A 14286-nucleotide genomic window follows, 5' to 3' on the forward strand; every position below is an offset into this window, starting at 1 on the left:
TTGGTGTTGGTATTGCCGGGGCGATCAGTTCGCCTCTAAAAGCGGATCAAGCGCGCGAACGTGCTCGACCTGCCAGCCAAGCGGAACCACGTCACCGACCGCGAGCGCTGGATCGAGCTCGGCAATCGGTTGTTTCACGAAGAAGTCGGTCTTGCCACAGACTTCCAGACGCACCCGGACGTGGTCGCCCAGATAGATGAATTCCGCCACCCTCCCTGAGAAGCGGTTAACGCATTGATCGCTCGAACCGTTGAGGCTAACGCGCTCCGGACGGATCGACAGGGTCACCGGTTCGCCGGCCTGACCGACGTTGACCGCCAACGCCTCGACCTTTTCGCCTCGGCCCAACTCGACCACACAACGTTCGCCGGTCTGACTGAGCAGACGGCCGTTGAGGCGGTTGTTCTCACCGATGAAGTTGGCGACGAAGGTGTTTTTCGGTTCCTCGTAAAGAGTTCGTGGCGGAGCGATCTGCTGGATTTCGCCTTGATGGAACACTGCGACGCGGTCGGACATGGTCAGCGCTTCACCCTGATCGTGGGTCACGTAGACCACGGTCACGCCGAGGCGCTGGTGCAGGTGTTTGATTTCCATCTGCATGTGTTCACGCAGTTGTTTGTCGAGGGCGCCAAGGGGTTCATCCATCAGCACCAGTTGTGGCTCGAACACCAGCGCGCGGGCCAGTGCCACACGTTGCTGCTGACCACCGGACAACTGCGCCGGGTAACGCGAGGCGAACGCGTCGAGCTGGACCATGCTGAGGACTTTCTTCACGCGGTCGCTGACGTCGCTTTTGTTCAGGCCACGCACGGTCAGCGGGAACGCGAGGTTTTCCGCCACGGTCATGTGCGGGAACAGCGCGTAGTTCTGGAACACCATGCCGATATCGCGCTTGTGCGGCGGCACGTTATTGATCGAGCGCCCGGCCAGCAGAATCTCGCCAGCGGTTGGTGTTTCGAATCCGGCGAGCATCATCAGGCTGGTGGTCTTGCCGGAGCCGGACGGCCCGAGCAGGGTGAGAAATTCGCCTTTGCGAATGTCCAGGTTGAGGTCTTTGACGATCAGGTTCTCGCCGTCGTAGCTCTTCTGCACTCCACGAAAGCTGACCAGCACATCGCTGGCCCCTGCGTTTGTATCGACCTGGCTCATACCCACACCTTTGTTGTTGATGACTGCTTGTGGGTTAAGCCTAGTGGCTGCTGACAGGCGCGCAAATCGGGGTGCAGGAGAGAATCGCCTCAGCCGGATGGAAGGTTGGGGGTAGGGATTGCCCTACAAGGATGGCGCTGATGGATAAGGCAGTGGCGAGGGTTGAGCTGCAAGCTGCAAGAACAAGCAAAAGCGCGTGTCGCTAACAGATATGCCCAATCTCGCAGGAACGATGAAGAAACCTGTGGGAGCGAGCTTGCTCGCGAAAGCGGTGGGTCATTCAACTCATTCTGTGACTGATACACCGCATTCGCGAGCAAGCTCGCTCCCACAGGTTTGATCGCGGTGATCTTTAGAGGAGTTTGTGTTCCATCGCGTATTTGACCAGTTCGGCCAGTGAGGTGATGTTGAGCTTCTGCATCAGCCGCGCCTTGTGGGTGCTGATGGTTTTGCTGCTCAAGGCCAGTTGCTGGGCAATGTCGTTGACATTGGCGCCTTGGGCCAGGCGTTCGAACACCGAGAATTCGCGTTCGGACAGTAATGAGTGCAGCGGCCGTGTATCGGTCAGGCCGACTTCAAACACCATGCGATCCGCCAGATCCGGATCAATATAACGTCCACCCGCCGCGACCTTGCGAATGGCGGTGAGCAACAGCGCCGGATCACTGTCTTTGGTCGCATAGCCGGCCGCGCCGACCTTCAGCGCCCGCGCTGCCATCTGCGCCTCGTCGTGCATCGACAACACCAGAATCGCCGGCGGATTGTTCAGTGCCCGGATGCGCGGAATTGCTTCGAGGCCATTGACCCCTGGCATGGAAATGTCGAGCAGCACCACTTCGCACGGAATATGGCGCAGGGTTTCGAGCAGTTGTTCACCGTTGCTCGCCTCGCCCACCACTTGCAGGTCCTTGGCCAGGCCGATCAATTGCTTGATGCCTTCGCGGACGATGGTGTGGTCTTCGGCTACCAGTACACGAATCAAATCTTTTCTCCAGATTTCAGGTACACACCAATCCCTGTGGGAGCGAGCCTGCTCGCGATAGCGTCAGCCCAAACACCACAAGTCTTCAAACCTCACTCACCGGCACCCGCACCACCAGACTGGTGCCCTCCCCCGGTTCACTCTCCAGCACCAGCTGCCCACCCATGATCAGCACCCGCTCACGCATGCCCACCAGACCAAACGAAGTCGGCCGACCGGCAGTGGCGACGAATCCTACGCCATCATCACTGACCGTCAGACACACTTCGTCGCCTTCCAGCGCCAGCGTCAGTTCCACAGTATGCGCCTGGGCATGCCGCATCACATTGGTCAGCGCCTCCTGCAAAATCCGAAACAACCCAATCGCCTTGGCATCACTGAGCGCAGGCAGATTGTCCGGCACCTGCACCAGACACGGAATCTGTGTACGCGCTTCAAATCGCCGCGCCTGCCATTCGATCGCCGAAGCGATCCCGGCATCGAGAATCGGTGGGCGCAGCGCCGTCGCCACATCGCGCACCAATTGAAACAACTGCGCGATCAGGCGTTTCATGCTGTTTAGCCGTTCATTCAGACCGGGATCGAGTTGCGCGTAGGCCAGTTCGCACATCGATGTTTCCAGCTTCAGCACCGTCAACATTTGCCCCAATTCATCGTGAACCTCGCGAGCAATGCGCGCCTTCTCTTCTTCACGCACGCTCTCAAGGTGCGCCGACAGTTCACGCAACTGCTCGCGCGATGCCGCCAGCTCCAGCTCGATACGCTTGCTCTCGGTGATGTCCCAGACGATGCCATCCCAGACGTAAGCGCCATCCTCCAGTTGCCGGGTGATCGCCTTGATCTCGGCCCAGCGCTGTTCGCCCTGACGCGTGAGGATTCGGCCCTGCCATGACCAATCGCTGTCGGTGTCCAGCGCCTGATCCTGAGTGCGGTGATAACTGGCCTTGTCGTCGGGATGCACCAGACTGCGCAGGCCCATGTCGCGATGAGCGATAGCGGCCGGTGCGTAGCCGACCAGACTTTCACTGCCCTCACTGATATAGGCAAAGTCGATCTGCCCAGTCACTGGCGCCCGCTCCAGACGGAACACCAGCCCCGGCACGTTGGCGGCGATACCTTGCAGACGCGCCTCGCTTTCCTGCAAAGCCGCCAAAGCGCGACGGCGGTCGGTGACGTCGGTGAGGTACACCACCAGATATTCACTGTCGCGGAAACGCAGAAAACTCAGCGACACGTCCGCAGGTAAAACACTGCCATCGGCGCGCACGCAACTGGTCTCGAAACTCAGCGGCCCTTCTTCGCTGGCACGCGCGCGCTTCCACAGGTTGAGCCAGCGATCCATGTGCAGGCCCGGTTCGAAGTCGATCAGCGGTCGCTCGATCAATCCGCCTGAGGGATAACCGAGCATGACTTCCGCCGCGCGATTGGCGTAGCGCACATGGCTGTCCCAGTTGACCCAGAGGATGCCGACAGTGCTTTGATCGATGGAGAACTGCGTCAACCGCAGCGCTTCTTCACTGGCCGCGCGCAAGGCGATGTCTTCCCGCGCGGCCAGCAGCCGCTGTTCGAGGCTGTGCTGTTGGCGGCGCTGCCAGAATACGATCGCGACACAACTGAGCAGCATTACCGCGAACAACAGACTGAGGTTCTGCCAGAACCCCCGTGACTCCGACAGCCGCGGATATTTCGGTTGCAGCCATTGGCTGTGCAATTGCTCCAGATCCTTGGCCGGGACTGCACGCAAGGCGCTTTGGACGATGCCGGCCAACTCTGGCCAATCGCGGCGTGAGCCGACTCGCAGCAGTTGCGGCAGGCCGATGTCGCCGACCACCACCAACTCGGCGAACTCCGGCTCCGCCGACAACCGTCCGAGTTGCGCCTCATCGACCACAGCGTAAGTAGCCTGCTGACTCAACAGCAACTGCAACGCCTGACGCTCCAGCGGCACACCTTGCAGATTCAGATGGGGGTAGTTGCCGCGCAGATAGTCGGCGGTGCTGCTGGGCATGCGCACGGCGACGCGGGTCTGGCTGTCGAGTTTCTCCAGATCGACCACACCACTGGCCTTCTGATCGCTGACCACCAGTTGCGGCACGCGCATGTACGGATCGGAAAATTGCCACAGGCGCAGCGCACTCGGGGTTTGACTGAGGCCCGGAGCGATATCGACCTCGCCCTCGCGCACGGCGGTTTCCAGTTGTGCGAGATCCTGAAAATTGCGCCAGCTCAATTCGACGTCGAGCGCCTTGGCCAACAACTTCATCAGCTCGACGTTGGCCCCGGACAGCCGTTGCAGGCGCCGGTCGTATTGCGCATACGGCGCTTGCAACACCAGGCCGACGCGCAATTCACTGTGCTGCGCCAGCCATTGCTGCTGGCTTGCCGACAACTGTGCGAGATGAGACGGCGGCGCAGGCGCCGCCCAGCCCATCAAGGGAAACCATAAACAGCCGATAACCCACAGGCAGCAAAATCGCTTCATTGAAGTCTCATACACTGACAAATTCTGACCAACCCATTAGGCTGCCGGGATACTTTCTGGCCTGGAATAACCGATGCCCTCTGTTTACCGCCTGGCACTGCCAGCATTGTGCCTGTCGCTGATCCTGCCTTGTGCGTTTTCCGTCAACGCCGCCGACCCCGCCCCTGCGGCGGAAAAACCGGCAGAAGAAAAACCGGCCGAACGCCAGCCATTGCTAGAGCGTAGTCAGGAAGAGGCCGCCGCACTGGAACGTCAAGTTCCGGCGCAAGAACAGCAACAGTTACAGGCCGGCAGCGACACCTTCCTCGCCCTGTGGAAACCGGCCAACACCGCCGACCCCAAAGGTGCGGTGATCATCATTCCTGGCGCTGGCGAAACCGCTGACTGGCCACAGGCAATCGGCCCGCTGCGGCGTAAATTGCCCGATGCGCAGTGGAGCAGCCTGAGTATTACGCTGCCCGACCTGCAAAGCGATGCCATCGCGGCGCGTGTCGTCGAAGCGCCCGCTGTGCCTAAAGCGCCGGAGTCCGGCAGCAAAGACGCCACCACCGCGCAGCCGATCGAGCAGGCCGCTGGCGGTGAAGCCGAAGTGGCGGATCAAGTAGTCGCCGAAACCACTGAAGAGCAATCCAAGGCTGACGCCGAACGAATCTTCGCCCGCATCGACGCCGCGCTCGCCTACGCCGAGCAGCAGAGCGCACGCAGTATTGTTGTGCTTGGACACGGCACGGGCGCCTATTGGGCCGCGCGATACCTGAGCGAAAAACAAACGGCGCAGGTGGAGAAATTTGTCATGGTCGATGCGCAGATGCCGGCCAAGGCAAAACCGGCGTTGGCCGAGTTGACGCCAATGCTGAAATTGCCGACGGCCGATATTTTCTACATGGACAAGCCGCTGGATCGCAACGCGGCGCTGGAGCGCATGCAGGCGAGCAAGCGCTTGAAGACCTTGGCGTTCAGCCAGGTCGCGCTCAGAGCCTTGCCAGACAACAAGGCTGAGCAGGAACAGTTGTTCCGCCGGGTGCGTGGCTGGCTGAATCCGCAGAACCCGGACTGACCGAATAAGACCGAGGCGCCTTCATTCGCGAGCAAGCTCGCTCCCACAATGGATTTTGTACGCAGATCCAATGTGGGAGCGAGCTTGCTCGCGAAGGGGCCATCACTGGCAACACAGCTCTAACGGTTAGCGAAAATCCCGCCGCTCACGAATCAACGTGTAGGCATTGTGCAGCTCACGGGTTTTATCGGTTGCTTCACGCACCTGCACTGGCGTCGCCCCTGACCCGGCAATCTTGTCCGGATGATGACGACTGAGCAGGCGCCGATAAGCGCGCTTGATCTGCGCCGGTTCACTGGACGCCGACACACCCAATAAACGCATCGCCTCCTGATAACTCACTGCAGCACTGACGATCGGTCGTTTACCCGGCTCGTAATCACTGGCCAATGCCTGCACCTGATGCGTCGTCCAGCCGAGCCACTTGCCCCACTGCGCCAGCAATTCACGCTCACTGACACCCGCGCGGCCATCGGCCCAGACCATCCGCCAACAGGCGCGCAACACACCTTCGCTGGCGTGCGGCTGGACACTGAGGCGGCGCAGATAACCGCGCAGATTGTCGCTGCCGGACTTGCCACGGTTGAACGCGGCAATCGCCCGACGTGTCGCCGGTTCGCTCATCTCCAGCGCACGCATCTCGTTTCGCGCCTGCTGGATATGCCCATCGGTGACGCGACCGTCGCTCTTGGCCAGACGACCGAGCAACACGAACAACAATTCATCATTGCGCAGCATCGGCTTACCGCCGAGCTTTTCCCGCAGATGCCCCCAGCTCTGCAAGTGCAGACGCCGATCCAGCGCCTGCCCCAACAATGCCCCAAGCATGGCCCCCGGAATGCTGGCAATTGCAAAACCCGCTCCGGCTCCAATCAGAGTCCCTGGCCACAACATGTCAGCGACTCGCTTCTATCAAGGTTTCAGCTTCGGCCAGACGCTCGTGCGTACCGACATCAACCCAGTGACCTTTCAGACGCTCGCCCGTGACTTCACTAGCCGCCATGGCCTTGCGCAGCAGCGGTGCCAGTTTGAAAGCACCGTCGCTGCAGCCATCGAACAGTTGCGGATGAAGTACGGCGATGCCGCTGTAGGTCAGGGTTTGCGCGTCAGGTTGGCCGTCGTGCACCTTACCGTCGATCAGTGTGAAATCGCCGTTCGGGTGGTGCGCCGGATTGTCAGCCAGCACCAGATGCGCGAGCCCGTTGATCGGCTGATGCAGCACGCTGAAATCGTAATCGGTCCAGATATCACCGTTGACCACCAGAAAGGCATCATCGCCGAGCAGCGGCAGCGCGCGGAAAATCCCGCCGCCGGTTTCCAGTGGTTCACCTTCCGGCGAGTACTGAATGCTCACGCCAAACTGCGAACCGTCCCCCAGGTAATCTTCGATCTGCTGACCGAGCCAGGCGTGGTTGATGACGATCTCGTTGAATCCTGCGGCCGCCAAAGCGCGCAGGTGATACTCGATCAGTGGCACGCCACCCGCACGTACCAGCGGTTTCGGCGTGGTCAGGGTCAGCGGGCGCATGCGCTCGCCTTTGCCTGCCGCCAGAATCATTGCCTTCATGCTGGCGCTCCGCCCCGCAGGCTGGTGAACAGCGCTTGCAGCTCCGCCAGTTCAGGGCGACGCGCAATCACCGCTTCTATATAGGAGAAGAAACGCGGTACGTCGGCCAGATAACGCGGCTTGCCGTCGCGGTGACAGATACGCGCAAAGATGCCGATGACTTTCAGGTGACGCTGCACGCCCATCAGATCACTGGCGCGCAGGAAATCTTCGAAGTCAGGCTGCACCGGGATGTTCAGCGCCGAGGCTTGTTGCCAGTAATTTTCCAGCCAACCACGTACACGCTCTTCAGGCCAGCTGAGGAAGGCATCCTTGAACAGGCACGTCACGTCGTAGGTCACCGGACCATAAACCGCATCCTGGAAATCCAGCACACCGGGATTCGGCTCGCTGAGCATCAGGTTGCGCGGCATATAGTCACGGTGCACCAGCACTTTGGGCTGCGCGAGGGCGCTGTCGATCAACAGGTCGCTGATATGTTGCCATTGTTGCTGCTGGACCGCGTCGAACTCGATGCCGAGCTCACGCTTCACATACCACTCGGGGAACAGTTCCAGTTCACGGCGCAGCAACGCCACGTCGTAACTCGGCAACGGCGCAACCATCGGCAACTGCTGAAAAGCCAGCAGCGCTTGCAGGGCCTCGTCGAACAAAGCATCGGCATTTTCGCCATCGATCACGTCGAGATAGGTCTTGTTGCCCAGGTCATTGAGCAAAAGAAAACCGCGTTCGAGGTCTTCGGCATAAATTTTCGGCACATTTATTCCGGATTTCGCCAGCAAAAAGGCGATATCCACGAACGGTTTGCAGTTTTCCTGGGGTGGCGGCGCGTCCATCACGACAAAGCTGCGACCCTCTCCTTCCCAACGGAAGTAACGGCGGAAACTCGCGTCGCTGCTGGCCGCAGTCAACGTGGCCGGGGGCACGGCGCCCCAGCCCTGATCTGCAAACAGGGTTGCCAACTGCTCATCGAGCCAAACTTTCAGGTGTTGCAAGCGTACATCTTGGTCAGGCATTGCAAGGGTCTCCGACGGCGCTAGCCGTCAAGCGGGTCATGCTTTATTATCCAGCATCTTTTTCAGACCATCGAGAGGCGTGCGGCCCACACCGCGGGCAGATGGCACGCAGGAAGCCCGGACTAATAAGATGGCATTGAAATCCCCCGCGTTTCGTAAAAAATTTCCGTTGTTGGTAACCGGCAGTCTGCTGGCTATGCAACCTCTGGCCAGTCAATTCGTTGTTGCCGCCGAGCAGTATGACTGCTCCGTCTCGGCTTCGGGTGGTTGGGCCTGTGCGCCCAAATCAACCGCTGCTGCGTTGCCGCCGCGCCCAGTGCATGACGGCAGTGCCGTCAGTGCCACCGGCGAAGCGGCGAGCGAGAACGGTTCGACTGCCGACACAGCCCCTAAAACGGCACTGGTCACCGAAGCCAAGGGCCGCGGCCTGAAGTCCCGTAGCGAAGACTTCAGTCACCTCGACTGGGTTCCGCGCGAGAAGCTCACCGCCGCTCAATTGGCCGAGACCGGACCTTACTGCTCTGGTGCCTATATCGAACCGATTCGTCCTGGCATGAATGACAAGACGAATAAAAGTGACGCCCCGACCTTTATCGGCGCGAAAGCCTCGCGCTATAACACCGATGATCAAGTCGGTACGCTGGCCGGCGATGTCGTCCTGCGTCAGGGCAGCATGCAGGTCGAATCCGACGAGGCGAGCCTGTATCAGGCCGAGAGCCGCGCCGAACTCAATGGCGATGTGCGTATCCGTGACAACGGCGCGCTGATCGTCGGCGATCACGCCGATGTTCAACTCGACACCGGTGAAGCCAAGGTCGACAACGCCGAATACGTGATGCACAAATCGCGTATCCGCGGTAACGCGCTGTACGCCAAGCGTGCAGAAAACGCGATCATCCGTCTGAAGGACGGCACGTACACCACGTGCGAACCGAACAGCAACGCCTGGCAGCTCAAGGGCAACAACATTACCTTGAACCCGGCCACCGGTTTCGGTACCGCGACCAACGTGACGCTGCGCGTAAAAGACATTCCGATTCTGTACACGCCGTACATCTATTTCCCGATCGACGACCGTCGCCAGTCGGGCTTCCTGCCGCCGACCATCGGCAGCGGCAGCGATACCGGCTTCATGCTGGTTACACCGTACTACTTCAACCTGGCGCCGAACTATGACGCCACGTTGTACCCGCGTTACATGAGCAAGCGCGGCATGTTGGTGGAAGGCGAGTTCCGTTACCTGACCAAGTCGAGTGAAGGTCAGTTTGGTGCGGCGTATCTGAACGATGACGATACCGAGCGCAGCAAGCAGACCGACTACGAAAAAACCCGCTACATGTACAACTGGCAGCACAAGGGCGGTCTCGACTCCCGTGTGTTCACCGAGGTTGATTACACCAAGATCAGCGATCCGTATTACTTCCAGGATCTGCAGACTGATCAGATTGGTGTGAAGTCCAGCGACTTTGTGAATCAACAGGGTTCGGTTACTTATCGTGGCGACAGCTACACCGCACGGTTGAATGCTCAGCAGTACCAATTGGCGACTGTTTCGAACATTACGCCGTATGGCCGTCTGCCGCAGATCACCTTCAATGGTCAGTTGCCGTACCACCCGGAAGGCCTGAATTTCGATTACGAGACCGAGATCGTTCGGTTTGATCGTGATTTGAAAACCGGGACATTTACCCAGGAAGACGGAGTTACTACAGAGCGGCGCCTTGATACCAATATATTTGGACTTGCTCGTGCAAACGGCGACCGTCTGAATCTGAAGCCAGGTGTTAGCCTGCCGCTGAACTGGACTTATGGCTTCCTGAAACCATCGCTCAAATATCAGTACACCCAGTATCAACTTGATCTGGATGGTCAGGGTAAGCGCGATATTGCTACGCAAAACGCCGAGCAGAACAAGCTCAACGGTACATTCGACAGCAATCAGAACCGCGGCGTACCAATCGCCAGCGTCGACAGTGGCCTGTACTTCGACCGCAATACCCAGTATTTCGGCAAGAACTACCGTCAGACTCTGGAACCACGCCTGTTCTATCTCTATGTACCTGAGGTCGACCAGGAAGATATTCCAGTGTTCGATACCAGCGAATACACCTTTAACTATGCATCGCTGTTCCGTGACAACCGCTTCTCCGGCTCCGACCGTGTCGGTGACGAGAACAAACTGTCGCTGGGCGTGACCAGCCGCTGGATCGAAGATGATGGTTTTGAACGTCAACGCATCAGCGTAGGCCAGGCGTTGTATTTCAAGGATCGCAAGGTTCAACTGCCAGGCATCGCATTCAACGATCGTGACGACGCCAAGTCCAACGTCTCGCCATATGCTCTGGAATACGAATACCGCTGGAACCGCGATTGGCGGACCACTGCCGACTACAACTGGGATCCGGACAGCCGCAGCCCTCGTTCCGGCAGCGCGATGTTCCACTACCAGCCGGAAGACAACCCGAACAAGGTTATCAACGTCGGCTATCGCTATCGCAACGACCAGGTTCGCTACGACCAGAACACCGGTAAGTGGACTGTGGGCGGTGGCGACTACGGTACCCCTGGCACGCCTGGCTACGTGAAGGATTACTACAAGATCCAGCAGCATGACTTCTCGGTCATCTGGCCGATCGTTCCACAGTGGAACGCGATCAGCCGCTGGCAGTATGACTACAACCGCAACCGTACCCTGGAAGCCTTCGGTGGTTTCGAGTACGACAACTGCTGCTGGAAACTACGCCTGATCAACCGTTACTGGGTTTCCTATGACGAGTTCAGCCAGGAAGCTCCGCAAAACGAGAAAGGCGACCATGGCATCTTCCTCCAAATTGTTCTGAAGGGACTCGGCGGCCTCACCGGCGCCAAGGTAGAGAGCTTCCTCGACAAAGGCATTCAAGGTTATCGTGAACGTGAAGACCAAGCTTTCTGATTGTCTGCGCCCGCTGGTGTTGGGCGCGCTGTTCCTGGGTACTGCGGCCAACGCCGCAGTACAGTCCATCGATAAAGTGGTAGCGATCGTCGACAACGATGTGGTCATGCAGAGCCAACTGGATCAACGCGTCCACGAAGTTCAGCAGACCATCGCCAAGCGTGGTGGCGGTCTGCCGCCTGCGGGTGTGCTGGATCAGCAGGTGCTCGAACGCCTGATCGTTGAAAACCTGCAATTGCAGATCGGCGAACGTTCCGGCATCCGCATCACCGATGAAGAGCTGAACCAGGCGGTCGGCACCATTGCCCAGCGTAACAACATGACCGTGGATCAGTTCCGCGCAGCACTGGCTCACGACGGCCTGTCCTACGACGACGCACGTGACCAGATCCGCCGGGAAATGATCATCAGCCGTGTCCGTCAGCGTCGCGTGGCAGAGCGCATTCAGGTCTCCGAACAGGAAGTGAAGAACTTCCTCGCCTCCGACCTGGGCAAGATGCAACTGTCCGAAGAACTGCACTTGGCCAACATCCTGATCCCGACCCCGGAAAGTGCCAACTCTGAAGCGATTCAGAACGCCGCACGTCAGGCGATGGAGGTTTACCAGCAGCTCAAGCAAGGCGCCGACTTCGGCCAGATGGCCGTTGCCAAGTCCGCCAGCGACAACGCACTGGAAGGCGGCGACATGGGCTGGCGTAAAGCCGCGCAACTGCCACCACCGTTTGATCGTGAACTGAGCAGCATGGCCATCGGCGATATCACTCAGCCTGCGCGCACTCCAGGTGGTTTCATCATCCTGAAGTTGCTGGCCAAGCGTGGCGGCGAAGCCCAGATGCGTGATGAAGTGCATGTGCGCCACATCCTCGTCAAGCCGAGCCCGATCCGCGACGAAGCCAAGACCAAAGCGCTGGTTCAATCGCTGTATGACCGCATCGTCGCCGGCGAAGACTTCGCCGAACTGGCGAAGAACTATTCGGAAGACCCCGGTTCTGCCCTCAACGGCGGCGACCTGAACTGGATCGACCCGAACGCACTGGTACCGGAATTCCGCGAAGTGATGGCCAAGACCCCACAAGGTCAGCTGTCCAAGCCATTCCAGACCCAATACGGCTGGCACGTTCTGGAAGTCCTTGGCCGTCGCGCCACCGACAGCACCGAACAGGCCCGCGAGCAGCAAGCCATGACCGTACTGCGTAACCGCAAATACGATGAAGAGCTGCAAACCTGGCTGCGTCAGATTCGTGACGAAGCGTACGTAGAGATCAAACTCCCTGGTGCAGACCAGGCAGCGCAGTGAAACCCCAGCGTTTCGCGCTGACACCCGGCGAACCAGCCGGCATCGGTCCCGACCTGTGCCTGCTGCTCGCCTCGCAAGCCCAGCCACATCCCCTGATTGCCATCACCAGCCGCGACCTGCTCCTTGAGCGGGCCGCGCAGCTGGGGCTGGTCGTCAATCTGCTGGATGTTGCGCCCGATCACTGGCCGGACGCCCCGGCGCCCGCAAACAGCCTGTATGTCTGGGATACGCCACTGAGCGCCCCCGTGGTTGCCGGGCAACTGGACAAGGCTAATGCCGCTTTCGTCCTCGAAACCCTGACCCGCGCCGGCAACGGCTGCCTGAACGGCGATTTTGCCGGGATGATCACCGCGCCCGTTCACAAAGGCGTGATCAACGAATCGGGCATCGCGTTCTCCGGGCACACGGAGTTTCTGGCTGACCTGACCCATACCGAACAAGTAGTGATGATGCTGGCAACGCGCGGTTTGCGTGTGGCACTGGTCACCACTCACCTGCCCCTGCGCGACATCGCCGATGCGATCACGCCGGAACGGCTGGAACGGGTCACACGGATTCTGCACAGCGACCTGCAACACAAGTTCGGCATCGCCCAGCCACGCATCCTGGTCTGCGGACTTAACCCACACGCCGGTGAAGGCGGCCACCTGGGCCATGAAGAAATCGACATCATTGAACCTACCTTAGAGCGCCTGCGCGGCGAGGGCATGGACCTTCGTGGCCCGCTGCCTGCCGACACTCTGTTTACCCCCAAATATCTGGAGCACTGCGACGCAGTGCTGGCGATGTACCACGACCAGGGTTTGCCTGTGCTCAAGTACAAAGGCTTCGGCGCTGCCGTCAACGTGACCCTTGGCTTGCCGATCATCCGCACGTCGGTTGACCATGGCACCGCCCTGGATCTGGCCGGCAGCGGCAAGATCGATACCGGCAGCCTGCAAGTCGCCTTGGAAACCGCCTATCAGATGGCCGAGACCCGTTTATGACCGAGCAATACCAACACAAGGCGCGCAAACGCTTTGGCCAGAACTTCCTGCACGATGCCGGCGTCATCGACCGCATCCTGCGCTCCATCAGCGCCAAGTCTGAAGACCGCCTGCTGGAAATCGGCCCGGGCCAGGGCGCATTGACCGCCGGCCTGCTCAACTCCGGTGCGCAACTCGATGTGGTGGAACTGGACAAGGATCTGATCCCGATCCTCAACCAGCAGTTTGCCGGCAAGAGCAACTTCAACCTGCATCAGGGCGATGCACTGAAGTTCGACTTCAACACGCTCAACGCCGCACCGAACAGCCTGCGTGTGGTCGGCAACCTGCCGTACAACATCTCGACACCGCTGATTTTTCACCTGCTGAACAACGCCGGCATCATTCGCGACATGCACTTCATGTTGCAGAAAGAAGTCGTCGAGCGTCTGGCTGCAGGCCCTGGTGGTGGTGACTGGGGGCGTCTGTCGATCATGGTTCAGTACCATTGCCGAGTGGAACACCTGTTCAACGTCGGCCCAGGCGCGTTCAACCCGCCGCCGAAAGTCGACTCGGCCATCGTTCGCCTGGTACCGCACGCCGTGCTGCCGCACCCGGCCAAGGATCACAAGTTGCTCGAGCGTGTTGTGCGCGAAGCGTTCAACCAACGCCGCAAGACCCTGCGCAACACCCTCAAGCAATTGCTCAGCAATGCCGAGATCGAAGCCGCCGGCGTCGATGGCAGCCTGCGTCCGGAGCAACTGGATCTGGCCGCGTTCGTACGCTTGGCCGACCAGCTCGCCATTCAGGTCCCGGCCTCCCCCGCCGCCGACTGACAA

11 protein-coding genes are annotated in these 14286 nt (G+C 59.7%); 5 read left to right on the forward strand and 6 right to left on the reverse strand.

What is annotated here, in order from left to right:
- Window positions 1-24: 24 nt before the first annotated feature.
- The 3 genes from HUW52_RS28190 to HUW52_RS28200 all read right to left on the reverse strand — a co-directional run bounded on the left by HUW52_RS28190 (window position 25) and on the right by HUW52_RS28200 (window position 4613).
- Window positions 25-1149 (reverse strand): ABC transporter ATP-binding protein, encoded by a 1125-nt coding sequence (locus HUW52_RS28190; RefSeq protein ID WP_175555461.1) that lies wholly within the window; start codon window positions 1147-1149, stop codon window positions 25-27.
- A gap of 352 nt (window positions 1150-1501) precedes the next feature.
- Window positions 1502-2131: a response regulator transcription factor gene (locus HUW52_RS28195; protein ID WP_016983609.1), complete on the reverse strand. Its 630-nt coding sequence runs from the start codon at window positions 2129-2131 to the stop codon at window positions 1502-1504.
- A gap of 85 nt (window positions 2132-2216) precedes the next feature.
- Entirely contained in the window at window positions 2217-4613 is a 2397-nt protein-coding gene (locus HUW52_RS28200) for a PAS domain S-box protein (RefSeq protein WP_016983610.1), read from the reverse strand.
- A 73-nt stretch (window positions 4614-4686) separates the two neighbouring features.
- On the opposite strand from HUW52_RS28200, the gene HUW52_RS28205 reads away from it, so the two are divergent.
- Window positions 4687-5670, forward strand: coding sequence for an alpha/beta hydrolase family protein (locus HUW52_RS28205; RefSeq protein ID WP_175555462.1), 984 nt, complete (start codon window positions 4687-4689; stop codon window positions 5668-5670).
- Between the two features lie 126 nt (window positions 5671-5796).
- Here the strand turns inward: HUW52_RS28205 and HUW52_RS28210 are convergent, their stop codons facing one another.
- The 3 genes from HUW52_RS28210 to HUW52_RS28220 are packed head-to-tail and all read right to left on the reverse strand — an operon-like array spanning window position 5797 to window position 8253.
- Window positions 5797-6564, reverse strand: a complete 768-nt coding sequence (locus tag HUW52_RS28210) for a DnaJ domain-containing protein (RefSeq protein ID WP_016983612.1) — start codon at window positions 6562-6564, stop codon at window positions 5797-5799.
- Window position 6565: 1 nt separating this feature from the next.
- Complete coding sequence (murU, locus tag HUW52_RS28215; protein ID WP_175555463.1) at window positions 6566-7237, reverse strand: N-acetylmuramate alpha-1-phosphate uridylyltransferase MurU; 672 nt, start codon at window positions 7235-7237, stop codon at window positions 6566-6568.
- Entirely contained in the window at window positions 7234-8253 is a 1020-nt protein-coding gene (locus tag HUW52_RS28220; RefSeq protein WP_175555464.1) for an aminoglycoside phosphotransferase family protein, read from the reverse strand. Before HUW52_RS28220 ends, murU begins: the two co-directional genes overlap by 4 nt.
- A gap of 130 nt (window positions 8254-8383) precedes the next feature.
- Here HUW52_RS28220 and HUW52_RS28225 point away from each other — a divergent pair, with 130 nt between their 5' ends.
- Genes HUW52_RS28225 through rsmA form a run of 4 tightly spaced genes read left to right on the forward strand, consistent with a single transcriptional unit; the run spans window position 8384 to window position 14283 of the window.
- Window positions 8384-11185 carry an LPS-assembly protein LptD gene (locus tag HUW52_RS28225; RefSeq protein WP_175555465.1) on the forward strand — a complete coding sequence of 934 codons (2802 nt, stop codon included), beginning with the start codon at window positions 8384-8386 and terminating at the stop codon, window positions 11183-11185.
- Window positions 11160-12482, forward strand: a complete 1323-nt coding sequence (surA, locus tag HUW52_RS28230) for a peptidylprolyl isomerase SurA (protein WP_175555466.1) — start codon at window positions 11160-11162, stop codon at window positions 12480-12482. The genes HUW52_RS28225 and surA overlap by 26 nt, the downstream gene beginning before the upstream one ends.
- A complete protein-coding gene (pdxA, locus tag HUW52_RS28235) occupies window positions 12479-13468 on the forward strand; it encodes a 4-hydroxythreonine-4-phosphate dehydrogenase PdxA (RefSeq protein WP_175555467.1) in 990 nt (329 codons plus the stop codon). Before surA ends, pdxA begins: the two co-directional genes overlap by 4 nt.
- A complete protein-coding gene (rsmA, locus tag HUW52_RS28240) occupies window positions 13465-14283 on the forward strand; it encodes a 16S rRNA (adenine(1518)-N(6)/adenine(1519)-N(6))-dimethyltransferase RsmA (protein ID WP_102900136.1) in 819 nt (272 codons plus the stop codon). Before pdxA ends, rsmA begins: the two co-directional genes overlap by 4 nt.
- Window positions 14284-14286 lie beyond the last annotated feature (3 nt).

Source organism: Pseudomonas sp. 43A (assembly GCF_013363935.1).
GTDB classification, from domain to species: domain Bacteria; phylum Pseudomonadota; class Gammaproteobacteria; order Pseudomonadales; family Pseudomonadaceae; genus Aquipseudomonas; species Aquipseudomonas crudilactis.

What these genes read in the sequence shown, in the direction of transcription:
- HUW52_RS28190 (WP_175555461.1), bottom strand. Translation starts at nt 1,149, where the DNA reads ATGAGCCAGGTCGATACAAACGCAGGGGCCAGCGATGTGCTGGTCAGC.
- HUW52_RS28200 (WP_016983610.1), bottom strand. Translation starts at nt 4,613, where the DNA reads ATGAAGCGATTTTGCTGCCTGTGGGTTATCGGCTGTTTATGGTTTCCC.
- HUW52_RS28205 (WP_175555462.1), top strand. Translation starts at nt 4,687, where the DNA reads ATGCCCTCTGTTTACCGCCTGGCACTGCCAGCATTGTGCCTGTCGCTG.
- HUW52_RS28210 (WP_016983612.1), bottom strand. Translation starts at nt 6,564, where the DNA reads ATGTTGTGGCCAGGGACTCTGATTGGAGCCGGAGCGGGTTTTGCAATT.
- murU (WP_175555463.1), bottom strand. Translation starts at nt 7,237, where the DNA reads ATGAAGGCAATGATTCTGGCGGCAGGCAAAGGCGAGCGCATGCGCCCG.
- HUW52_RS28220 (WP_175555464.1), bottom strand. Translation starts at nt 8,253, where the DNA reads ATGCCTGACCAAGATGTACGCTTGCAACACCTGAAAGTTTGGCTCGAT.
- HUW52_RS28225 (WP_175555465.1), top strand. Translation starts at nt 8,384, where the DNA reads ATGGCATTGAAATCCCCCGCGTTTCGTAAAAAATTTCCGTTGTTGGTA.
- rsmA (WP_102900136.1), top strand. Translation starts at nt 13,465, where the DNA reads ATGACCGAGCAATACCAACACAAGGCGCGCAAACGCTTTGGCCAGAAC.